The organism is Pseudomonas sp. TZ252 (genome assembly GCF_056110345.1).
The window spans coordinates 5,860,178-5,882,510 of sequence record NZ_CM148566.1 but is presented as its reverse complement, the minus strand read 5'-3'; the positions used below and the strand labels follow the sequence as shown (position 1 = coordinate 5,882,510).

Below are 22,333 nucleotides of genomic sequence, written 5' to 3'. Positions count from 1 at the left end.
CCCCCTCTCCCGCGTGCGGGAGAGGGTTGGGGTGAGGGCCGCCAACACCACATTTCAAAAACCAAATCCGCAGCACTCAAGCCGCGACTATTGCGGTTAGCAGCGGGGGAGGTTGTGGTTTTGCGGGTGGCAATAGGTGTGCCGTTCAGGTATGGGGAAGGGCTATGGCTTAGGGAGGGAAGGGCTGTATACGGCCAGAAGCTGTCACTCACCAAAGGATACTTCTGTCACTAACTATCGGGGGCCTGCACTCAGGAGCACGCTGGCGAACCGTCACACCAGATACGCCCAACTATGACATCCTTAAGGATGTGTTGGACGATGATGTGGATGTGGCCGTGTCCTACCGTATGCAAGTCGGCCACGGCTTAAGGTGTGACTGAGATCTGTCCTGGTTAGACGAACCATGATCACTGACTAGGCGGCTATGATGCTTCCGGGACTCTCTAAACACGGAACGGCCAAATAGCCTTTGGCGCCGTTACAGTTTCGCACCAAGCGACCTCGTACAACACAGGGCCGACCCTCGACGATCCTTCGCTCCCGGCCACGGTCTACGCCCGCCTGATCGAAGGCGAGGGCGGCACGCACGACCTGATCTGGTCGCGCAGCAAGCCCCATGCGGCGTAACCGCCGCTGCACTCCGCCCACACGCGGCGGGGCTCAGTGTTCATCTAGCCGTCTGCCGTTTGGGTTAGCGCCATGCGTAAGTCTTGTTCTTACGCCATCTGACCACTCCAATGCCTCGGGCAATCGCGTGTGCGCAGCCCAGTGTCATTGCATATTCATGGAACAGCCTTTGATTGAAAAATATCTCTTCAAAATCCTGGGTTCCGTCCGGGTTTTCTATAACAATGGCGGCGTGGGAAATGTCGTTGCATTTGTCTTGCCCAATTTCTTCGGTAACGATAAGCATGTACCTGTTGGGCAATATTCCTACCCCATCTATATCTTTTGCTTCGTTTAGAAGTTCGGATATTTTCTCTTGAAAGACATGGGTTGCATAATGGTGCGTTGTCAATCGCCGATTCCCTCCTGACTCCTCATTCCACTTGAGCCAAGCATCCCAAGTTACAGGAATTGAGATAAATACCTGTCTGTTTGTTGCTTGCTTGGCAGCATCTGCTCTTTTCAGCTTCCAGTCCTCATAGTTTTTCCGAAGCCATTGTGCATTTGGCAGGTTTTCACGAAATGTTGTCCATTGCCCAAGCGACAGATCGCCAAAAACCAGTCCCACCGGAGGAGATGTCGTTATTCCCGTGCTATTCAATCTTGGGCGGCCATGCCGGAAGAAATCTGATTTCCCTCCAATCGGCGGTGCCGGTTTCACGTAGGTGATGTTATCAATGTCGAATTGTGTATCTACCACCGGCCCCTTTATCTCCTGCTTTCCGGGAAATTTTTGCATGAGAGCAGTCATGCTCCTTGTGGCAAGATCGTTCCAGGCACGGTGCAAGTCATCGAACTCTGGAAAATCCTTATCCAGGTTTATGGGGACGTATTCAAAGGGCCACAGGAAAAAGCTGTCGAAGGAATCGCTGTGGAAGTAGCAGCCCGAAACAATGATCCCATCAATCTCATTGGTGTCATTCCGCACTCGGTGAGCTATTAGCGTGAGCAATGCATCGTGATCGAGCGCGGTGTAGCCGTTGTTGACAAACCAAATAATTGAAGTCGTCGTTCCTTCATGTTCAAGCCTGGACTGCTTGAGTTGTTTTTTGGCTTTGCTGATTGCCGTTTTGATTGGACCTTCTAGAATCCGATCATAATTTCTCTGCTCAGGCGGCGGCAAAGAGCCACGATCCAGAACGACAACCGGTCTGTCGGCGTTAAAAGGGCGGAACAACGCAGCAAGTTTGGCTTGTCTCTCTGGCTTTGCTAAGCCCTCACCATCCAGTGCCTTTAACTCTATAACGCAGTTGCCCAGCACATAGTCAGCCCCAATTTGCTCTCGGCGATCAGCATCCGGATGTGCCCGTTTTCCCCTGGCATCTTCAACAACCTGGTCAATGTCAGACTCTGAAATCGGCCGCAGCCTGAAATGATCCATAACTGGATTTGGCATTGTGTCTTTTCCCCGGTGCTGCCCACGATCCTTCTTTTAGCAAATTATTGCTGCGTACGCCCTTGGATGGCGCGCAGCGCATCCCCGGTGTGCAGCCTGGCGCGCGCCTGCTGCTGCACGCTGAGGGAGAGAACCCGGTGCGCGCCGTGCTGGCACGCATTGACGCCATCGAGGCGCTGGGCATCGCGCCTGTCGGCGTCTCGCCCGCGTACTGGCGCACGCTCGCTAACCGGCTCGCGGCACGCTTACCGCTCGCGTTGTGAAAACAGGTGATCAGCGATCGCATCCGCCAATCTGATCTGAGCGGCAACGACCTGGGGCTGGCGCAGGCTGAGGACGTGTCGGTCATGGGCGATGCCAGTGCCCTGGGCATCCTGCTCAACAACCTGACGGCCAAAAGGGGCCAAAAGGACGGCCAAAAGGGGACGGATTTATTTTTCCTATTCTAAACTTGACCGGTCAGGCAGAATTAGAGTGCAATAAATAAATCTTTCCCCTTTTACACAGAGGTCTGATCAGGGCGTTGTGGTAAGTCTTGGTGCTTTCGCTACCTACCACAATGCTGCGCCCCTGGTTGGAAGAAGTGATCTCAACGCGTCGGCGCGAATTTCGATCGGCGGCAAGCTTTAGTGGCTGCCTAGCTTTACCTGCCTCACGGGTGCTCCTGCGCAGACAGGTGCAGAGGAGGGGCGGCGCTAACTCCGACCACTTCGCAGCTGGCGTTACTGGAACAGCCCTGGATTTCGATCAATTGTTTCTTTCAATGCGTCCTCGGTTGTAAGTCCCACTCTGACCATTTCCGCGAAGTCCTCCAAAGCAAACAGCGCGCTTTCGTTTTCCAGAGCTGTTTTCATGAAGGCTGCGGCTAACGCGTGAAGATTTATTTCGCCCCCACTCTTTTCGCCTAGGCGATCAAACAACGCCTGCGCATCTGTCCCTTTAGTGTATTCGTCCAGCCCAAAGAGTGAGTAGAACATCATTCCCAATGAGCCCGTTATGTGGGGTTCTGGCCGGGTCCATTCGTTTCGAAGCTCGGTACCTTGATCGGCGTTTTCCAGTTGCTTACGAATCTTATTAGGAATAGTGGCGGCGGCTGTCTCGCGGTTGTAGTAGCTACGGCTAGCAAGGGCTGCTGCATCTCGAGTGACCTTCCACATGATGAACCACATCTGCGCGACGCTGTATTTGCGCATCCCATGGCGCACGGTGGCTTTGATCTTGTCTACATCTGCAGCGCAGAGGATGTGGTTGTGCACGTCGCATTGATATTCGAAGTAGCACATCACGTCTGTGACGGCATGGTCCAGCCAGAGTTCGGTCAGCGCTACGGAATCTGAGAACTCTCGCTCAAACAGCATGTTGAGCGCTGCCTGACTTCCTCCTAGGTCAGCATCCGGAGGAAGAAAGTAACGAGCTGAAGCTTTGGAGAACCAGAGCTTCTCGTCTTGGATCCAGTAGGTCCCCGGTTTAGCTGCTGCAGGGTCGTCTTGCAGGATGTTTTGCTTGTAGAGGCGATCAATGAGGCCGCCTGTTCCCTGAGGAGTCATCGCTTCACAGTCGTCCAGCGAAAAGGTCCCTTGCGTAAGCAGAGGGCCGACCAGTGCATGGATTGCTTGCAGGATGAGTACAGTGTCGTCAGGTAGCGCAGAGTAGGAAATGGTCGCTTCCCGTGCACGGGAGATGTAAGGGGCGAGCTTAGCTTCCAACTCAGCGCGTTGCTGAGCTTCCTCCTTTTGCCTCTCCTCGTCCTGAATTTTTTGACATTCCTCGCACGGTTGATTGGAGCGTTGAATTACCTTCTTGGCCTCGGTCCGGCCACCTATCTGGATTTGCCCATCGCACTTGGGACAGGTCTGATTTTCGTCATAAGCCGTGCAGATCTGCCGGACAAATTTAGCGACCATGCTGGCCTGGGTAATTTCTCGGAAAGGGAGGAGATCGGCTACGCGTTCCAGGTACGCGCCTTCCTCGTCCATGGCCCAATACCGCTTCGCCAACTCAATCTCTTGACTGTCTGTAGTTTCAAATTCCAACCTAACTGCCATGTAGCGACCTGCATCATCAAAGAGTTCAACGACTTGGAGAAATCCGTTTTGCCTCGCTCAAGCTCCAAGAAAGGCAGCTGAACCACTGAGACAATCGAGATCAGCTTCTGCGAGTTCAGCCGCAGTTTGAGCCATTCTAGTGACTGCGGCACGGCAGGTGTTTACGCTGCCAATAATATAGGGGGAAATCCCGTGATATTAAGCGCGTGCGGTGCTCATTTACCTTGCGGCTCTGGGCGACACCACCCGCGACCCTGGCCAAAGGTACAGTCAATCGTGATGGGGCCTGGAACCCCTGCCGCAAAGTCGACGCCAACCTCAGGCCGCTTTTGGCCGTTTTCTGACAGTCCAAATTGGCGAAATCAATACCAAGGGAGACGCCATACACAGCTACCTTCCACCTTCCCAACCCCTCACCCATTCCTCCCCAACCTATACCCACTGACCGCCTCGTAAACCGCCTTCCGCAACCGGTTGATCCCGCCGATCGGCCGATGCTCCGGCAGTGCGTGCCAGGGGTTGAACGAGAGGTTGTCACAGAACAGGTTCTGTTCCCGGCTATCAAAATCCTGAGCTGGCACAATGATGTCGGCTATGGTAGCGAAGGGCGCGTCCGACTCCTTCCATTCGACGCTGGTGTCTTCGATGGGCATGTACTTGCCCGGGTCCTGGCGCTGCACCTGGAAGGCGTAGCAGGCGGGGGCGCGGTCGATGGAGAGTTGCTGGTACAGGGCGGCGCGGAGGAAGTTGGGCAGGTCCTGGTTCTGCTTCGGCAGCTCGTAGGCCGGGCACTTCTCCGGGGCGGGGACGACGCGGAACTTGATGTTGTGTTCGCCCAGCTTGTACGGCGAGATGCCGTTGTAGCCGGCGTGCAGCGGGCTGTCCGGGGCGGGGGCGAGGGTGCGCAGGGCGATCAGCAGGTGGCGCAGTTCCCAACTGGCGGGGTTCCAGTTGGGGAAGAAGGCCAGGGCTTTCTTGCCGTCGGCCTGGGCGGCGAAGTTCTGCCGGTATTCGGCGATGTCGCGGATGAAGAACACCGGCTGGTTGAACATGACGAAGTCCTGCTCGCCGTCATGGCCGCGGCCGGGCAGGAGTTTTTCGCCGGGTACGTCGAGCAGCTTGATGGCCATGCCGCGCGCGTCGTTCTTGCTGTCGAACTGCGGGTAGGCGTTGCCGTTGGAGAATCGCACCCAGGCATTCCAGCTCTTGCCCGCTTCGGCGAACACGCCGCGACGCAGGGTTGGGTCGAGGTCGGCGCGTACCTTGAATTCGGCCTTCACGCAGCCGTGGGCCTTGGCGTGGGCATCGCGCAGGACGCGGGTGTTGTCGCGGTGCTGTTCGACTACGCGGATGGCGTCCTGGATGATCGCCTGGGTGATGCGGGCTTCGTCCGGGGCGATCTGCTCTTCCGCGGACACCGGGCCGGAGAATTTCCAGGCGTAGTAGAGGCTGCCGATGGCCCAGCCGCCGAGGCCGACGGCCAGCAGCAGGAGGAGCAGGCGGCCGAGCCATTTGCCGAGGAACAGCCAGGCGTGGGTGAGGAGTGCGCGCATGGAGTGGGTGTCCTTGGTGGTGTGCGTTGGCTGTGGGCTTTTATTCTTCTTGGGCGGGGAGTGCGCCACGATTGCTTCTCCCCGTCCTCTGGCCAGGCGTCCCCCCTGAAGGGAGAGGGGCTGCTAGGGGTGGAGAGGGGCGGCGGCGCCATGCCTCGCGCTTCTCCATTTCCCAGGTTCAGCGTTGCGCGGTCCGTTGCTCCGGCGCCGGGCATTTCGGGCCGGGCGTCCAGGGTGGGGTCTGGGCCGGGACCAGGCGGCGCTCGAATTCGGGGTTGCCGAGCACCTTCAGGTATTCCACCAGCGCCCAGCGTTCTTCCGGGCTGAGGGCGCGGCCGATCACGCCGTTCTGCCGGCAGCCGTCGCGGAATTCGTGGCCGCTGTTGCGGTTGCCGGTGAGACGGGTGTCGAGGAGGAAGCCGCCGGGGAATTTCTCGGTGCGGAATCCAACGAATTTCGGATCGAATTCGAAGGTGCCGACGTAGAACTGCGGCGAGCGTTCGGCGGCCGGGGAGAGCAGTTGGAACAGGTTGGGCACCGAGCCGTTGTGCAGGAACGGCGGGGTCGCCCAGACGCCGTCCAGCGGGCGGGCCTTGTAGGCGCGCAGTTCCTGTACGCCGATCGGCAGGTCGAAGCCGTTCATGGTCTTCTGCTGTTCCGGCGGGATGCCGGCGTCCCGGTAGGCGCGCTGCTCGACGAAGGCGGTGATGTAGGCCAGGCCCTTGGCCGAGGACAGTTGCGAGAGGTCGAGTTGCTGCGGATCGGCGCCGATCAGCTGGACGTTCATCCGCGCCAGTTCGTCGACGCTCCAGCCGAGCTTGCGCAGGTCGTAGCGGTGGTCGGCGATGTTGTCGGCGGTGGTCGGGTCGGTGCCGATCACCTCGGTCGGCACCATGTGCATGCGCCACTCGGGATTGCGTCCGGGGGCGGCGTATTCCGCCGGTTGCACCTTGGGCGCATGGCAGAAGGCGCAGTTGGCTTCGAACAGGGCGCGGCCCTGGGAGGCGCGTTGCAGGTCGATGCGGCCGAAGAGGTCTTCCGGCCAGGTCGGCGGTTTCAGTTGTTGCAGGGTTTCTTCCAGGACGTGCAGGTCATGCAGGCGTACGCTGGAGGCGTAGCGCTGCTCGCCCCGCAGCGGCTGGCCGTGCTCGTCGAAGATCTGCAGGCGCGCGCCGACGCCGAGGGCCTCGCCGATGTTGCGCGCCATCGGCTGCATGGCCGAGCCGTTCCATTGCACCCAGTCGAATTTCCAGATGTCCCAGACCTGCGGATAGCTCACCGGGGCGTTGGCGACGCGGTAGTTGCCCGGGTCGATGGCATCGCCGAAGACGCTGTTGGCGATGCGCCCGAAGGCGTCGGTGCGGCCGGGGCCTTCCTCGGTGGGGTAGAGGTGGCGGCGGGTGTCGTTCCAGGCGGTGCGCAGGAGGGTGTCGAGGACGGCCTTGAAGTCGGCGCGCAGTTGCGACTTGTCCTGTTCGTAGCGTTCGCCGAGGACTTTCCTGGCGAAGCGGTTGAACTTGAACGGGTTGTAGTAGGTGGCGGCCATGCTCGCGCCGAGCGCCTGGCCGAAGGCGCCGCCGCGCAGGGTCGGCACGGTGGCGGCGATGGAGTGCATGGCGGCGCCGCCGTCGATGCGCAGCGACTTGCCCTGGTAGCGCAGTTCGCCGGTGTGGCAGGCGGCGCAGGTGATGTCCAGGTAGCGGGTGCCGGTCTTCTCGTCGCGGTGCTGGCTGAAGCCCACCGGCAGGTTGCCGGGGTTGAGGTCGCTGGCCTTCTGCTGCGGATCGACGAGGAAGCCGAAGCGGGCGAGGTATTCGGGGGCGGCGAAGGGTTCTTCGGAGAAGGGCAGTTCGAGGGCGGTGAACCAGTCGTAGTGCAGGCCTTTCACCAGGGTGCCCTGGGGCGTGTAGTAGAAGCGCTGGCGGGCCTCGTCCTGCCATTGCGGCAGGTAGCGTACCTCGCTCGGCGCCTGGTAGTGGGGGAGGTTGGGATTGGCGACGTAGTAGACCACCACCCCGACGACCGCCAGCACGATCACGCCGACAACCAGCAGAGCCTTTTTCACGGTGCGCATCAGGAACGTCCTTGTAGGCCTTTTTTTGGCACCGTTATGCCAAGGCGTTGGCATATTGGCAAGCTGCTATCAGCTTTTTTGACAAGGTTTTCTTGACAGCGAACGGGTGAAACGTTTGCGCAGGCCTCGCCTGGCGATGTTGGCGACGAAAGCTCGGTATTTCACCGGAGAAAGGTGGACGCCGGAGCGGCGTGGAACGGCAGGGCGAGGCGCCGGTGGCCTGCCGGTCAGAGACCGGAGAAGGCCAGCCAGGCGATGATTGCGGCGTAGAGCATCCAGGTGGGATCGGTACGGCGGTCGAGCAGGGCTTTCATTTCTTCGCCTCCGCGCTCCAGAAGCCCTGGGCGTTGCGGAAGGGCTGGCGGGCCAGTTGTTCCAGGCGGGTGATGCCGTCGGCGCGCATGGCATTGATCAGGGCCGAGAAGGATTTGGCGGAGTAGCTCATGGTGTCGTCTCCAGTTCCGTTCTGGTTATTCGGGGATCTGGCGACTATGTAAACATCGGCGTTGGCGAATGAAAAATGGATAGTCTCACTAGCCACTATCGATGGAATTGATTGATAGGCGAGAACATCTCCCCGCCGCAGGGCGGGGCGATGCGGATCATTCCGGGTTGAACAGGATCACCGCCGCGCGCAGCTTGCTGCGGCCGAAGCGGCTCATCTTGTCGAACTCGGCGTGGCTTACCGGGATGTGCTGGCAATCCAGCGGCTGGCGGTGCTGGCTGTGGTCGACGTCGGGATCGTGGAGGTAGACGAAGTCCTCGTCGTAGTGGGTGACCAGCACCCAGTGCGGGGCCTTGGAGCGGGTCAGGCGGTAGCTGCTGATCAGCACCAGCGGCTGGCCGCCCCTGGCCAGCTGGCGCGGGATGTCGAGCCTGGCCGAGCGTTTCTGCTCGACGCCCGAGGCGTCCAGTTCCTCGCAGAAGTCCTCGTGGACCAGGCGCATCACCGCCTTCTTGTCTTCGTTGCGTACGCCGTCGAGGAACAGCGGGCCGCTGGCGGACAGCACCAGCTTGACCCGGAAGCCGCGCCGCCAGGCGGCCAGCGCCAGGCCCTGGGGGCTACAGCCGCCGTGCCCGGCGGTCATGTAGATGGTGGTCGCCTCGCGCCACAGGCGCAGTTCCTCGCGGCGGGTCAACTGGCGCTCCGGTTGCAGCGCGCCCATGGCCATCAGCAGGCAGGCCGGGCCGCAGGTGAAATCGGTGGTCTGCCGGTAGAAGGGCACGTGGCGGCGCTGTTCGTGGCCGGGGTTGCGGATGCGTTTCTCGAAGCGCAGCGCTTCGCTGTGGTCCTCGTAGTAGTCGCGCACGGTGGCGAAGGGACGGTAGCCGTTGCGCTCGTAGAGGGCGATGGCGCCACGGTTGTCCGGGCGCACTTCCAGGCGCATGTAGGCGCGGTCGTTGTCCCGCGCGGCCTGCTCGGCGGCTTCCAGCAGCTTCTGGCCGAGGCCGATGCCGCGGGCGCGCGGGTCGATGGCGATGGAGTAGAGGCGGGCCAGCGAGGTGCCTTCGTGGAACAGCACCAGGGCGTAGCCGAGCACGCCGCCGTCGCCCTCGGCTACCGTCAGGCTGGCGTGGGCGCGGGTGAGCATCCACTGGAAGTTGCGGCGGGACAGGCGATCGTAGTCGAAGCAGCGGTTTTCCAGCTCGACCAGGGCGGACAGGTCGTCCACACCGGCCGGGCGGAGGGTCAGGTTCATAGCGGTCTCCACGGCCGCGGGCGGGAACTTCCGCGCGGGCGTGCTGTAATGGGTGCTGTACGCTTCGGTTTGCTGGCAGGCGCCATAGAGCGGTTTCGCAAGGGATTCCCGCCGAGTATTGGCCGGGATGCGTGCGCCGGCAAGCCGGTTCCGAATGCGCCGTGGTTTCGCTGTCACCCCGGGAGGTGTCGTGAGCAAGCTGTTCATCATCGTGGAACGCAAGGAAGACTGGACGTCCTATTACCCCAGCGAGGATGTGGTCACCGCCCAGGAATACCTGGAACTGCCCATCGACGACGACACTGGCAAGCGGGTCCAGGTGATCAACCTGTGCCGGCACTACAAGTACCTGCGCCATGGCTACTACTGCTCGCTGCTCGCCGAGGCGCGCGGGCACAAGGTGATCCCCTCGGTGCGGACCATCAGCGAGCTGGCCAGGAAGTCGCTGTACAGCCTGGTCCTGGAAGATCTGGATCGCACCCTGGACAAGGCCCTGGCCGCGCACCCCTACGGCAGCACCGATGGTTTCACCCTGACCCTGTATTTCGGCCGTACCGATATCGAGCCGCTGCAGGACCTGGCGCGACAACTGTTCGAGGCGTTTCCCTGCCCGTTGCTGCTGGTGGAGTTCAAGCGCAACCGCACCTGGCACATCGAGGGCATCAAGCCCGGCGCCATCCACAAGCTGCGCGAGGACCAGGAAGACCTCTTCGCCAACGCCCTGGACAGCTTCAGCCGGCAGATCTGGCGCAAGCCGCGTTCGCGCAAGCCGTTCCGCTACGACCTGGCGATCCTCCACGACCCCGGCGAGGCGTTCCCGCCTTCCGATGCCAAAGCGCTGAAGAACTTCGTGCGGGTCGGCCGCAGCCTCGGCATCGACGTCGACCTGATCGAGCGCAAGGACTATTCGCGGATCGCCGAGTACGACGCGCTGTTCATCCGCGAGACCACCAATGTCGCCGACCACACCTACCGTTTCGCCAAGAAGGCCGAGAGCGAAGGGTTGGTGGTGATGGACGACCCGGTGTCGATCCTGCGCTGCACCAACAAGGTGTACCTGGCCGACCTGCTGCGCAGCCACAAGCTGGGCATGCCGGCCACGGAGATTCTCTACAAGGAGAACCCGCAGGAACTGGAGAAGGTCGGCGAGCGCCTGGGCTTCCCGCTGGTGCTGAAGATTCCCGACGGCAGCTTCTCGCGCGGGGTGATCAAGGTGGAGGACCAGGAGCAGTTGCTGGCAGCCAGCGCCGAGCTTTTCGAGCGCTCGGTGCTGATCCTTGCCCAGGAGTTCTTCTATACCGAGTACGACTGGCGTATCGGCGTGCTCAACCGCAAGCCGATCTTCGCCTGCCAGTACTTCATGTCCAAGGGCCACTGGCAGATCTACGACCACAGCCCGGACGCCGAGGAGGTCAGCGGCGATTTCCGCACCATGCCCGTGCACGAGGCGCCGCGCAAGGTGGTGGAGCTGGCGGTGAAGACCGCCAACCTGATCGGCGACGGCCTCTACGGGGTGGACCTGAAGCAGGCCGGCGACAAGGTGGTGGTGATCGAGGTGAACGACAACCCGAACATCGACTGCGGGGTGGAGGATGTCTACCTCGGCGACGACCTCTACAAGCTGGTCCTGGAGGAGTTCGTCCGGCGCCTGGAAGTCAAGCGTCGCGGCTACGACTGATAAGACGATTTCGGCATTGGCGATATAAACAAAGATTCACTTTCGCGCGTCAAAAAATTGCTAGATTTTCCTTTCAGAGCGCCAACATGCCGTTTTTATGACGGTTCAAAGAATTGGCGCCGCAAAGGAGCACACATGTTAGATGCATCGAACCTCCGCCGTCTGCTGGTGGTGGACCCGTGCGACGATTGCCGGCGCCTGTTGCCGGGCCTTCGCGAGGCGGGTTGGGCAGTGGACAGCTGCGCGCTGGAAACGGCGCGCGAACGCGCTTGCGACGTCGGCCTGCTGCGCCTGCGGCCGTTCCACCTGGAGCGGCCGGAAACGGTGAAGGACCTGATCAGCCGCAGCGGCACCGAGTGGATCGCCGTGCTCAGCCCGGACACCTTGCCGCTGAATGGTGTCGGCGATTTCGTCTGCGAATGGTTCTTCGACTTCCATACCTTGCCGTTCGACATGGCGCGGGTGCAGGTGACCCTCGGCCGCGCCTTTGGCATGGCCCGCCTGCGCGGGCGCGGCACGGTGCCCGGCGATGCCGAGGGCGAGCACGAACTGCTCGGCGAGAGCCTGGCCGTACGCGACCTGCGCCGGCTGCTGGCGAAGCTGGCGCCGACCGACTCGCCGGTACTGATCCGTGGCGAGAGCGGCACCGGCAAGGAACTGGTCGCGCGTACCCTGCACCGGCAGTCGCGGCGCGCGGACAAGCCGTTCGTCGCGATCAACTGCGGGGCGATTCCCGAGCACCTGATCCAGTCCGAGCTGTTCGGCCACGAGAAGGGCGCCTTCACCGGCGCGCACCAGCGCAAGGTCGGACGGATCGAGGCGGCCGACGGCGGCACTCTGTTCCTTGACGAGATCGGCGACCTGCCGCTGGAGTTGCAGGCCAACCTGTTGCGCTTTCTCCAGGAACAGCAGATCGAGCGGGTCGGCGGTAGCCGGCCGGTCGAGGTGGACGTGCGGGTGCTGGCGGCGACCCATGTCGACCTGGAGGCGGCGATCGACGCCGGGACGTTCCGCGAGGACCTCTACTACCGGCTCAACGTCCTGCAGGTCGGCACCGCGCCTTTGCGCGAACGGAGCGAGGACCTGCCGCTGCTGGCCAATCATTTCTCCCGGCTCTACAGCCTGGAGACCGGCCGCCGCCCGCGTCGCTTCAGCGAGGACGCGCTGGCGGCGATGGCGATGCACGCCTGGCCGGGCAATGTCCGCGAACTGGCCAACCGGGTACGTCGCGGGTTGGTCCTGGCAGAGGGAAAGCAGATCGAGGCCCAGGACCTCGGCCTGGAATGCGCGCGCGGCGACGGCCCGCCGTTGTCCAGCCTGGAGGTCTACAAGCTCTGCGCCGAGCGCCAGGCGATGTGTGATGCGCTGGCCCGTTACGGCGACAACCTCAGCGTGGCCGCGCGGATGCTCGGGGTGTCGCGGCCGACCTTCTACCGCCTGTTGCACAAGCACCGGTTGCGCTGAGTGGGCGGCGGGAGATCTGCCGGCCAGGCAAAATATCCTGCGTTTCCCAGCCGTAGCGAACTAGAATCCAACCGATCCCGACCGGTTCGCGACAGTTGCTCGTGGCGATTGACAGAATCTGTCAGATCGACGCATATTCACTTAACGCAAACGTTTGCGTCTGGATAATCTCCTGGAAAAGCCTCAATACAACGATAAGAAAAGCTGGAGGATACACCATGAAGCGGGTCGCTTCCCGGCGCCTGTTGGCTGCCGTTGTGCTGACTGCCTGTTCCTCGTTCCTGCCCCTGTCCGCCGTCCACGCGGAAACTCCCGAGAAGCCCAGGATCGCGCTGGTGATGAAGTCGCTGGCGAACGAGTTCTTCCTGACCATGGAGGACGGCGCCAAGGCCTACCAGAAGGAGCATGCCGACCGGTTCGAACTGGTTTCCAACGGCATCAAGGACGAGACCGATACCTCCAGCCAGATCCGCATCGTCGAGCAGATGATCGTGTCCGGGGTCGACGCACTGGTGATCGCGCCGGCCGATTCCAAGGCGCTGGTGCCGGTGGTGAAGAAAGCGCTGGACGCCGGCATCGTGGTGGTCAACATCGACAACCGCTTCGACCCGCAGGTGCTGCAGGCGAAGAAGATCGGCGTGCCCTTCGTCGGGCCCGACAACCGCAAGGGTGCGCGGCTGGTCGGCGAGTACCTGGCGAAGCGACTGAAGGCCGGCGACGAGGTCGGCATCATCGAAGGGGTCTCCACGACCACCAATGCCCAGCAGCGCACCGCCGGCTTCAGGGATGCGATGGACGCGGCGGGGATGAAGATCGTCTCCTTGCAGTCGGGCAACTGGGAAATCGAGAAGGGCAACGCGGTGGCTTCGGCGATGCTCAACGAGCATCCGGACCTCAAGGCGCTGCTCGCCGGCAACGACAGCATGGCCCTCGGCGCGGTATCGGCGGTGCGCGCGGCGGGCCGCGCCGGGCAGGTGAAGGTGGTCGGCTACGACAATATCCAGGCGATCAAGCCGATGCTCAAGGATGGCCGGGTGCTGGCCACTGCCGACCAGTTCGCCGCGAAGCAGGCGGTGTTCGGTATCCAGACCGCGCTCAAGCTGCTCGCCGGGCAAACCCCGGAACATGAGAAGGACGGCGTGGTCGAGACGCCTGTCGAGTTGGTGACTGCGCCCTGAGCCGTCCGATGGAGCCTTCCCATGTCTAGCGACGCATTGCCGCTGCTGAGCATCCGCGGGGTCGGCAAGACCTACGCGCAGCCGGTGCTGGCGGAGATCGACCTGCAACTGTTCGGCGGCGAGGTGCTGGCCCTGACCGGCGAGAACGGTGCCGGCAAGAGCACCTTGTCGAAGATCGTCGGCGGCCTGGAACGTCCCGGCGCCGGCAGCCTGGAGCTCCTCGGCCGGCCTTACGCCCCCGCTAGCCGCCGCGAGGCCGAGGCGCTGGGCGTGCGCATGGTGATGCAGGAACTGAACCTGCTGCCGACCCTGTCGGTGGCGGAGAACCTGTTCCTCCACGACCTGCCCCGGCGCGCCGGCTGGATCGACCGTCGGCGCCTGCGCGCGGCGGCCCGCGAGGCGATGGCCCAGGTCGGCCTGGAGGCGATCGATCCCGACACGCTGGTCGGCGACCTCGGTATCGGCCACCAGCAGATGGTCGAGATCGCCCGCAATCTGATCGGCGACTGCCGCTTGCTGATCCTCGACGAACCCACGGCGATGCTTACCGCGCGCGAAGTGGACATGCTCTTCGAGCAGGTCGAGCGGCTGCGCGAACGTGGCGTGGCGATCGTCTACATCTCCCATCGACTGGAGGAACTGGCGCGGATTTCGCAGCGCATCGCGGTGTTGCGCGATGGCCGCCTGGTCTGCGTCGAGCCGATCGAGCGCTACGACGCCGACCAACTGGTGACCCTGATGGTCGGCCGCGACCTGGGTGAGCGCTTCGACCTAGGCCCACGGCAGACCGGTGCGCCGCTGCTGCGGGTGGAGCGGCTGAGCCGGCGCGGCAAGGTGCATGAGGTGTCGTTCGAGGTGCGCGCGGGGGAGATCTTCGGCATTTCCGGACTGATCGGCTCCGGGCGCACCGAATTGTTGCGCCTGATCTACGGCGCCGACCGTGCCGACGGTGGGCAGGTCCTGCTTGGCGATCCGCCGCAGCGCCTGAGCCTGCGTTCGCCGGCCGACTCGGTGCGCCAGGGGGTGGCGCTGATCACCGAGGACCGCAAGGGCGAGGGCCTGCTGCTGGACCAGTCGATCAGCGCCAACCTGGCCCTGGGCAACCTGCCGGCGCTGGCGCGCCACGGGGTGATCGACCGGCGCCGCGAGGAAGCCCTGGCGCGGCGCCAGGTGGAGGCGCTGCGGGTGCGCTGCGCGGACACCGCGCAGGCGGTGGGCGAACTGTCCGGCGGCAACCAGCAGAAGGTGGTGATCGGCCGCTGGCTGGAGCGCGACTGCCAGGTGCTGCTGTTCGACGAGCCGACCCGGGGCATCGACGTCGGCGCCAAGTTCGACATCTATGCCTTGCTCGCCGAACTGACCCGCCGGGGCAAGGCGCTGGTGGTGGTGTCCAGCGACCTGCGCGAGCTGATGCTGATCTGCGATCGCATCGGCGTGCTCTCGGCGGGACGTATGGTGGACACCTTCGAGCGCGACGCCTGGACCCAGGACGCGCTGCTGGCGGCGGCCTTCGCCGGTTACAAGAAACGCGACGCGCTGCTGGCGACGTCGTGAACACGCAACGCAAGGAACCAGAAATGAGCGACCCGACGTCTTCCGCTACCGCCGCCGCAGCGCCAACCCTGCGACGCGGCAACTATTTCGGCCTGGGCACCTACCTCGGCCTGGCCGGCGCGCTGCTGGCGATGATCGCGCTGTTCTCGGCGCTGAGTAGCCACTTCCTCAGCTATGGCACCTTCCTCGCCATCGCCAACCAGATCCCCGACCTGGTGGTGCTGGCGGTGGGCATGACCTTCATCCTGATCGTCGGCGGCATCGATCTCTCGGTAGGTTCGGTGCTGGCCCTGGCGGCCTCGGCGGTAAGCCTGGCGACGCTCGGCTGGGGCTGGGGCGTGCTGCCGGCGGCGATGCTCGGGATGGCCTGCGCGACCCTGGCCGGCTGCGTCACCGGTTCGATCACGGTGGCCTGGCGGATTCCCTCGTTCATCGTGTCCCTCGGGGTGCTGGAGATGGCCCGTGGGCTGGCCTACCAGATGACCGACTCGCGCACGGCCTATATCGGCGACGCCTATGCCTGGCTGTCCAATCCGCTGGCGTTCGGCATCTCGCCGGCCTTCGTGATCGCCCTGCTGGTGATGTTCGCTGCCCAGGCGGTGCTCACCCGCACGGTGTTCGGCCGCTACCTGATCGGCATCGGCACCAACGAAGAAGCGGTGCGATTGGCCGGTGTGAACCCGAAACCCTATAAGATTGCAGTATTCGCCCTGATGGGGCTGCTCGCCGGGTTGGCCGCGCTGTTCCAGATCTCGCGTCTGGAAGCGGCCGATCCCAACGCCGGGGTCGGCCTGGAACTCCAGGTCATCGCCGCGGTGGTGATCGGCGGCACCAGCCTGATGGGCGGGCGAGGTTCGGTGGTCAGCACCTTCTTCGGCGTGCTGATCATTTCCGTATTGGCGGCGGGGCTGGCGCAGATCGGTGCGTCGGAGCCGACCAAACGAATCATTACCGGGGCGGTGATCGTGGTAGCGGTGGTGCTGGATACCTATCGCAGCCATCGCGCCCGCAGACAGGGCTGAACGATGGCGACAATGAAGGACGTGGCGGCGATGGCGGGGGTTTCCTTCACCACCGTATCGCATGTGGTGAACAGGACGCGGCCGGTCAGCGACGCGGTGCGCAAGAAGGTCGAGGACGCCATCGCGCAGCTGCACTACGTGCCCAGCGCGGTGGCGCGCTCGCTGAAGGTGCGCACCACCTCGATCATCGGCCTGCTGGTGCCGAACAGTACCAACCCGTATTTCGCCGAGCTGTCGCGCGGCATCGAGGATTGCTGCGAGCGCAACGGCTACTGCGTGATCCTCTGCAACTCCGACGACAACCCGCAGAAGCAGGCCAACTACCTGCGCGTGCTCCAGGAGAAACGCATCGACGGCCTGGTCCTGGCGTCCGCCGGCGGCGACGGCGCGCTGGCCAAGGGACTGGCGAACATGCGCACGCCGACCGTGATCGTCGACCGCGAGGTGGAAGGCGTGGAAGCCGACCGGGTGCAGATCGACCATGAGATGGGCGCCTACCTGGCGACCCGCCACCTGCTCGAACTGGGCCATCGCGACATCGCCTGCATCGGCGGGCCGCTGTCGACCAAGGTCTCGACGCTGCGGGTCGAGGGCTACCGGCGGGCGATGGCCAAGGCCGGCCTGGAGGTGCGCCCGCAGTGGCTGCTGGAAAGCGAGTTCAGCAGCCCCGGCGGCTACCACGCGGCGCTCGGCCTGCTGGGCGGCGAGGGCGAGCGACCGACGGCGATCGTCGCCGGCAACGACATGATCGGCATCGGCGTGCTGCGCGCCGCGGCCGAGCTGAATATCAGGGTGCCGCACGAACTGTCGGTGATCGGCTTCGACGATATCGAGCTGAGCCGCTTCGTGTTTCCCGCCTTGACCACCGTGGGCCAGTCGATCCGCCTGCTTGGCGAGATCGCTGCGCAATTGCTGCTGCAACGCATCGCCGAGCGCGAGGAGCCGATGCAGCGGCGGGTGGTGGCGCCGGCGCTGGTCCTGCGCGAATCCACCGCGCCGCCGCTGGTGCGGGTCTGAACCGGGCGCCGGGGGCGCCCTCGCTAGAGAGAGGCTGGAACAAGGACGCAACGATGCAAGCGAAAGTACTGGTGGTGGGCAGCCTGAACATGGACCTGGTGGTGCGTGCGCCGCGCCTGCCACGGGGCGGCGAGACCCTCGCCGGGCAGTCCTTCATCACCGTTCCCGGCGGCAAGGGAGCCAACCAGGCGGTCGCCGCGGCGCGCCTCGGCGCGGAGGTGGCGATGATCGGCTGCCTTGGCGACGATGCCTACGGCGACCAGTTGTACCGTGCGCTACAGGCCGAGGGCATCGACTGCCAGGGCGTCGAGCGGGTGGCCGGGGAGTCCAGCGGAGTGGCGCTGATCGTGGTCGACGACAGCAGCCAGAACGCCATCGTCATCGTCGCCGGCGGCAACGGCCACCTGTCGCCGGCCGTGCTGGCGCGTCACGAACACATGCTGGAGCAGGCGCAGGTGGTGGTCTGCCAGCTGGAAAGCCCGCTGGAGACGGTTGGCCATGTGCTGCGCCGGGCCCATGCGCTGGGCAAGACGGTGATCCTCAACCCGGCGCCGGCCACCCGCGACGTGCCGGCGGAGTGGCTGCCGCTGGTGGACTACCTGGTCCCCAACGAGACCGAAAGCGAACTGCTCTGCCGCCTGCCGGTGGACTCCTTGGAGAGCGCCGGGCGTGCCGCCGAGCGCCTGCGCGAAATGGGCGCCGGCAGGGTGATCGTCACCCTCGGCGCACAGGGCGCCCTGCTGGTGGGCGAGGGGCGGGTCGAGCATTTCCCGGTGGCGCGGGTCAAGGCGCTGGATACCACGGCGGCCGGCGACACCTTCGTCGGCGGCTTCGCCGCGGCCCTTGCGCGCGGCCTCGACGAGGCGGCGGCGATCCGCTTCGGTCAAGCCGCCGCGGCGATCTCGGTGACCCGCCTTGGCGCGCAGACCTCGATCCCCTCGCGCGAGGAAGTCGAGCGGGCGCTCGCTGGCGAGGCTTGAGAGGGACGGTGCCGTTGCTACCGGCGGATAACGCCTGCGCAGCTAGGCGAGGATCGCTCCCAGGCTCACGCATTCCTTCGAGGGGTAGGGCATGCCCAGGCTCGAACGGCACGATGCCCCTCAGAAGTAGTAGGGGAATTTCACGCCGAAGGTGAAGTCCGGCGCGTCCGGAGTGATGCCGATGGACAGGCTGGGCACGATGCTGAACCTGTTGCTCACCGCATAGGTCATGCCCAGGCCGAAGTAGCCGGCGTTGGCGTCGCTGCCGCTGACGGTCTGCCAGCTCTGGCCGTCCTGCTTGACCTTGCTCTTCTGGCTGATCAGTTCGGAGAAGGAGAACGACAGGCTCATCTTCTCGTTCAGCGCGAAGGCCACGCCGACGCCGAGTTGGAACCAGTTGCCGAGCTTGACCTTGCCGCCGGTCTTCACGCCTTGCTGCGGGTTGATGTCGTCGAACGACTCTTCGAAGTTGTAGGTATACGACAGGCTGCCGAACAGCACCGCCGGGTCCACCGTCTTCACCAGCGAGATGCCCGGGGTGATCGACCAGACGCCGTTGCCGGTGGGCAGGTCGTCGGGCACGTTGAGGTTGTTGTTGCCCGGTACCTGCTTCAGCTTGATGCCGTAGGGATCCTTGCCGGTGGGCGCCTTGACCCGCAGGCTGACCACCGCGTCCGGGGTGCTCTCGCTTTCGTCGAGGAACTTGTAGGCGACGCCGAAGCTGACGTCGCCCAGGCGTGGGTCGCCGGTCACCGATTTCTCGGTGATCTGCGAGGTCGAGCCGCCGGCGCCGGCGGACTGGTAGGTCGATTCGCGATAGACCACCGGGGCGTTGATATCCACCTGCCAGCGCTGGTTCCAGTTGTAGCGGCCGGTCAGGTCGAGGGTCCAGATGTCGGCATCGATCTGGTCCACGCCGATGTTGCCGAGGAAGATCGAGTCCAGCGCCAGGAAGCCGTTGAGGAACAACTGGCGGGTGTCGTAGTGGCTGTAGGTGAGGCCGGTCTCCAGGCTGAAGGTGCCGCCGCCGAAGAAGCCGCTGGCGTCCTGGTAGATGTTTTCCACGCTGGGCGCGGGCGCGCCATCGTCCTTGAGGCTGGCGCCGTAGGTGCCGGCGACCGCGTTGGCGTCGTTGCGCGCCTGCGCCGGCGGCTGGATCGACTTGACCAGGCGTTGCGGCTGCGGCGCCTGGGGTTGCGCCTCGACCTGGCGCACGCGCTGTTCGAGGACCATCAGGGCGTTCTGCTGGGCCTCGTAGCGTTGGCGCAGCTCCAGGAGTTCCTTCTTCAGCGCCTCGACCTCGGATTCCGTCGCGGCCTGCGCCAGGAACGGGGAAACCAGGGTGGTGGCGCAGAGGACAGCTCGCAGCGAGAGTGTCTGGGTCATGTTTGCCGTTCCGTTTTTATGGCCTTCCGATAGCACAGTGATTTCAGACTAGATCAACTTTCAGTAGCCGCTGGGGCGCAGCGCGCGCAATTGCTCCCAGGCGCAATTCAGTGCCGGATCGGCGCCCGGCCGGTCCTTGAGCATCACCTCGAGCGCCGCCAGGTTCTGCACCAGGTTGCGGTTTCCGCTGAGCGCCACGCTCTGCACCAGGCCGCCGGCGCCGAGGCTTTGCAGGCTGGCGCCCTGGCCGCTGGCCTGGATCGCCAGTTGCAGGGCGCCGCCGTTCGGCGTGACCTTGACCGTGCCGGTCTCGCCGCTGAGGGCGAGCGCACCTTCCAGCGGCGTGCCGCCCGGCAGTGGCGGCGGCGCCTCGCCGTGGCGGACCTCGATGCTGACGCCATTGCTGGCGCTGTTGTGGTCGCCGGCGGTGCGGATGCTCTGGCTGACCCCCTGGGTCTGCGCCAGTCCGGCGCCGCCGAGGACCTGGCCGTTGCCGGCGGCGGGTGGTGGGGCGTCGCCTGGCCGATCGACCAGGGTGACGTTGAGGACCGGGCGCGCCAGGTTCTGCCGCACCTGCAGGTCGACGCGCGCGCCGAGGACCTGGCCGCTGGCGTTCTGCCAGGTGCTGCTCATGGTCACTCCGAAGCTGACGATCCGCCCCGGCAGCACATAGCGCCCGCGCAGATGGGAAAGCTCCTGGTCGCTCAGTTCGGCGGGGGCGAACAGGTCGCTGGCGGGGGCGGGCAGCGCAGCGCCGAGGCAGCAGGCGAGGACGAAGCAGTGGTGCGTGTACATGGCGTGCTCCCGGAGCATCCGGCTCCTGCGATCAGAAGAAATCGCTCTGGATGAAGCCGAATTCCATCAGTTCGGCGTCCCTGACCGGTTTGAAGCGGTCCAGGCGATTGCGCGCGGTCAGCGGCTCGGGCGGCGTCAGCAGCGGATTGCCGCGGTCGTATCCCTGGCCGATCACGGCGAAGACGATGCCGTTCCAGCCCTTGGCGAACTCTGTCAGCGCGTAGCGTTTGTGCCCCAGCGCCGGGTCACCCACGTACACGTACTCGCCCTGGGTGCGTTGCAGGACGACGAAGTGCTTGTAGCCGCGGATTTCCATCAGCACGATGGCGGGGATCTTCAGTTGTTCCAGTTGCGCCGCCTCGATCCGGTAGCCGCGCGCGCGCATGCCCATGGATTCGACGTAGCGCTTCATGTCGAGCATGGAGAAGCCCTGGGTGCGGACGATCTCCGGGTCGGCGTGGGCGAGCATGCCCTGGATCACCGCCTGCTCGTCGAGCGGGGCGCCGTAGGCCTTCTCCAGGATGGTCGCGAGGGCCGCGGCGCCGCAGCTGAAATCGGTCTTCTGCTCGACCAGGTCGGCGAAGCGCCGCTCGCGGATGCTCTGCACCTGCTTGTAGACCAGGCCGCCGCCGGGCAGGGCGGGAAAGCCGAGGGTCGCCGCCTGGGCGGTGAGGTCGACGAGCAGCAGCAGGGAAAGGATGAGCGTGCGCATGGCCGGTTCCTGTGTCGGATGGAAAAGGGTTCCGGCTGGCGCCGGAACCCCTGGGCCAGGATCAGAAGCCAAGGCTCTCGCCACCGGCCGGGCAGCTGCTGCAACCGGCGGCGATGGACAGGGAGTTGCTCTGCTGGTTGCCGCCACCGGCGGCGATGTTCACCCCGACGTTGCCCGAGACGTTCTGCAACGAGTTGCTCAGGCTGGCGTTGTTGGTGACCGGGGTCTTGAAGCCGACGATCGCCGGGATGAAGCCGGACACCGTGCCTTTCAGGTCGACGTCGCCCTTTTCCTTGAAGGCGAACGCGCCGCCGTCGTGGTTCAGGTCCTTGGCGCCCTGGGCCTGGCTGTCCACGTCGATGTGGCCGGTATTGCTGCCGCCCGGATGGGTCTGGCCTTCCCAAGTGTCGAGGTAGACGTCGCCGATCTGGTCGGAGGTGCCCTTGTAGCTGCCGTCGGCGTTCAGCTTCAGCGACACGTAGGTGCCGCCATAGGCGTAGTTGGCGCTGTTGACGGTGGTGTTGCCGGTGGAGGTCTGCGACGCGGCGCTACCGGCAGTGCTGTACTGGCCGTTGGAGACGGCGGCGGCCAGGTCGTTCTTCTGCTGGTTGAAGTTGCCGGCGGCGACGTTCACGCCCAGGTTGCCCGAGACGTTGTTGGCCGAGTTGCTCAGCGATGCGGTGTTGGGGTTGGAGTAGTTGTTCAGCGTATTGCCGTAGCCGCTCTGCAGCACGCTGGTGCTGGCGGTCGCGGTGCCGAACACGAAGCTGGCGTCGGCGCTGGCCAGCGCGGCGGCGTTGGCCTGCTGGTTGTTGTCGCCGGCGGCGACGTTGACCCCGACGTTGCCCGAGGCATCCTTGATCGAGCCGCTCACCGAGGCATTGTTCAGCGTGCCGAAGTTGCTGACCTTGTTGTTGTAGTTCTGCTGCGTATCCACCACCAGGGCCGTGGCTCCGCCCTTGTTGTTCGACTGCGGGTTGGGTTTCGGCGGGTGCCAGCCACCTTCGTCTCCGGCGTAGGCCGATACCGACAGCACTGCAGCCATTGCCAGGGCCAGCGGGGTCAGGACCATAGTCGCTTTCATGGCGTTTCTCCTTGCATTTCTGTGCT

Annotated in this window: 18 protein-coding genes and 2 pseudogenes; 10 read left to right on the top strand and 10 right to left on the bottom strand. The window is 64.2% G+C overall.

Annotation, left to right across the window (positions count from 1 at the left end):
- Nucleotides 1–522: 522 nt before the first annotated feature.
- Nucleotides 523–630 (top strand): annotated as a pseudogene (locus ACYAF3_RS27130) (DUF736 family protein); the annotation flags it as partial.
- A 64-nt stretch (nucleotides 631–694) separates the two neighbouring features.
- Here ACYAF3_RS27130 and ACYAF3_RS27125 read toward each other — a convergent pair.
- The gene (locus ACYAF3_RS27125) at nucleotides 695–2,065 is read right to left on the bottom strand and encodes a hypothetical protein (protein WP_073658686.1); all 1,371 of its coding nucleotides are present in this window, start codon (nucleotides 2,063–2,065) and stop codon (nucleotides 695–697) included.
- A 56-nt stretch (nucleotides 2,066–2,121) separates the two neighbouring features.
- On the opposite strand from ACYAF3_RS27125, the pseudogene ACYAF3_RS27120 reads away from it, so the two are divergent.
- Both ACYAF3_RS27120 and ACYAF3_RS27115 read left to right on the top strand, forming a co-directional pair.
- Nucleotides 2,122–2,328 (top strand): annotated as a pseudogene (locus ACYAF3_RS27120) (DUF2840 domain-containing protein); the annotation flags it as partial.
- A 6-nt stretch (nucleotides 2,329–2,334) separates the two neighbouring features.
- A complete protein-coding gene (locus tag ACYAF3_RS27115) occupies nucleotides 2,335–2,514 on the top strand; it encodes a hypothetical protein (protein ID WP_016851718.1) in 180 nt (59 codons plus the stop codon).
- A gap of 273 nt (nucleotides 2,515–2,787) precedes the next feature.
- Here the strand turns inward: ACYAF3_RS27115 and ACYAF3_RS27110 are convergent, their stop codons facing one another.
- The 5 genes from ACYAF3_RS27110 to ACYAF3_RS27090 all read right to left on the bottom strand — a co-directional run bounded on the left by ACYAF3_RS27110 (nucleotide 2,788) and on the right by ACYAF3_RS27090 (nucleotide 9,437).
- The gene (locus ACYAF3_RS27110) at nucleotides 2,788–4,041 is read right to left on the bottom strand and encodes a hypothetical protein (RefSeq protein ID WP_170869670.1); all 1,254 of its coding nucleotides are present in this window, start codon (nucleotides 4,039–4,041) and stop codon (nucleotides 2,788–2,790) included.
- A gap of 482 nt (nucleotides 4,042–4,523) precedes the next feature.
- Nucleotides 4,524–5,663, bottom strand: a complete 1,140-nt coding sequence (locus tag ACYAF3_RS27105; protein ID WP_003119166.1) for a catalase family protein — start codon at nucleotides 5,661–5,663, stop codon at nucleotides 4,524–4,526.
- Nucleotides 5,664–5,841: 178 nt separating this feature from the next.
- Entirely contained in the window at nucleotides 5,842–7,737 is a 1,896-nt protein-coding gene (locus ACYAF3_RS27100) for a di-heme-cytochrome C peroxidase (protein WP_003450262.1), read from the bottom strand.
- Between the two features lie 310 nt (nucleotides 7,738–8,047).
- Nucleotides 8,048–8,182, bottom strand: coding sequence for a hypothetical protein (locus tag ACYAF3_RS27095; protein WP_003088290.1), 135 nt, complete (start codon nucleotides 8,180–8,182; stop codon nucleotides 8,048–8,050).
- 157 nt (nucleotides 8,183–8,339) lie between these two features.
- Nucleotides 8,340–9,437 (bottom strand): GNAT family N-acetyltransferase/peptidase C39 family protein, encoded by a 1,098-nt coding sequence (locus ACYAF3_RS27090; RefSeq protein WP_003450267.1) that lies wholly within the window; start codon nucleotides 9,435–9,437, stop codon nucleotides 8,340–8,342.
- Between the two features lie 190 nt (nucleotides 9,438–9,627).
- Here ACYAF3_RS27090 and ACYAF3_RS27085 point away from each other — a divergent pair, with 190 nt between their 5' ends.
- From ACYAF3_RS27085 to rbsK, 7 genes are all read left to right on the top strand, one after another.
- Nucleotides 9,628–11,115 carry a RimK family protein gene (locus ACYAF3_RS27085; protein ID WP_003088294.1) on the top strand — a complete coding sequence of 496 codons (1,488 nt, stop codon included), beginning with the start codon at nucleotides 9,628–9,630 and terminating at the stop codon, nucleotides 11,113–11,115.
- Nucleotides 11,116–11,250: 135 nt separating this feature from the next.
- Nucleotides 11,251–12,579, top strand: coding sequence for a sigma-54 dependent transcriptional regulator (locus ACYAF3_RS27080; protein ID WP_003450268.1), 1,329 nt, complete (start codon nucleotides 11,251–11,253; stop codon nucleotides 12,577–12,579).
- 218 nt (nucleotides 12,580–12,797) lie between these two features.
- Complete coding sequence (locus tag ACYAF3_RS27075) at nucleotides 12,798–13,757, top strand: sugar ABC transporter substrate-binding protein (protein WP_003088297.1); 960 nt, start codon at nucleotides 12,798–12,800, stop codon at nucleotides 13,755–13,757.
- A gap of 21 nt (nucleotides 13,758–13,778) precedes the next feature.
- On the top strand, nucleotides 13,779–15,311 hold the full coding sequence (locus ACYAF3_RS27070) for a sugar ABC transporter ATP-binding protein (RefSeq protein ID WP_003111272.1): 1,533 nt from the start codon (nucleotides 13,779–13,781) through the stop codon (nucleotides 15,309–15,311).
- Nucleotides 15,312–15,334: 23 nt separating this feature from the next.
- Complete coding sequence (locus ACYAF3_RS27065; RefSeq protein WP_003088303.1) at nucleotides 15,335–16,333, top strand: ABC transporter permease; 999 nt, start codon at nucleotides 15,335–15,337, stop codon at nucleotides 16,331–16,333.
- A 3-nt stretch (nucleotides 16,334–16,336) separates the two neighbouring features.
- Entirely contained in the window at nucleotides 16,337–17,350 is a 1,014-nt protein-coding gene (locus tag ACYAF3_RS27060) for a LacI family DNA-binding transcriptional regulator (RefSeq protein ID WP_003119158.1), read from the top strand.
- Between the two features lie 53 nt (nucleotides 17,351–17,403).
- Nucleotides 17,404–18,330 carry a ribokinase gene (rbsK, locus tag ACYAF3_RS27055; RefSeq protein ID WP_003144433.1) on the top strand — a complete coding sequence of 309 codons (927 nt, stop codon included), beginning with the start codon at nucleotides 17,404–17,406 and terminating at the stop codon, nucleotides 18,328–18,330.
- 120 nt (nucleotides 18,331–18,450) lie between these two features.
- On the opposite strand, the gene ACYAF3_RS27050 is transcribed toward rbsK, so the two are convergent.
- From ACYAF3_RS27050 to ACYAF3_RS27035, 4 genes are all read right to left on the bottom strand, one after another.
- Nucleotides 18,451–19,716 (bottom strand): transporter, encoded by a 1,266-nt coding sequence (locus ACYAF3_RS27050; RefSeq protein WP_003121982.1) that lies wholly within the window; start codon nucleotides 19,714–19,716, stop codon nucleotides 18,451–18,453.
- Nucleotides 19,717–19,776: 60 nt separating this feature from the next.
- Entirely contained in the window at nucleotides 19,777–20,529 is a 753-nt protein-coding gene (locus ACYAF3_RS27045) for a hypothetical protein (RefSeq protein WP_023120669.1), read from the bottom strand.
- Between the two features lie 13 nt (nucleotides 20,530–20,542).
- Nucleotides 20,543–21,223 carry a C39 family peptidase gene (locus ACYAF3_RS27040; RefSeq protein WP_003117395.1) on the bottom strand — a complete coding sequence of 227 codons (681 nt, stop codon included), beginning with the start codon at nucleotides 21,221–21,223 and terminating at the stop codon, nucleotides 20,543–20,545.
- A gap of 61 nt (nucleotides 21,224–21,284) precedes the next feature.
- Complete coding sequence (locus ACYAF3_RS27035) at nucleotides 21,285–22,307, bottom strand: hypothetical protein (RefSeq protein WP_128669633.1); 1,023 nt, start codon at nucleotides 22,305–22,307, stop codon at nucleotides 21,285–21,287.
- Between the last annotated feature and the right edge of the window lie 26 nt (nucleotides 22,308–22,333).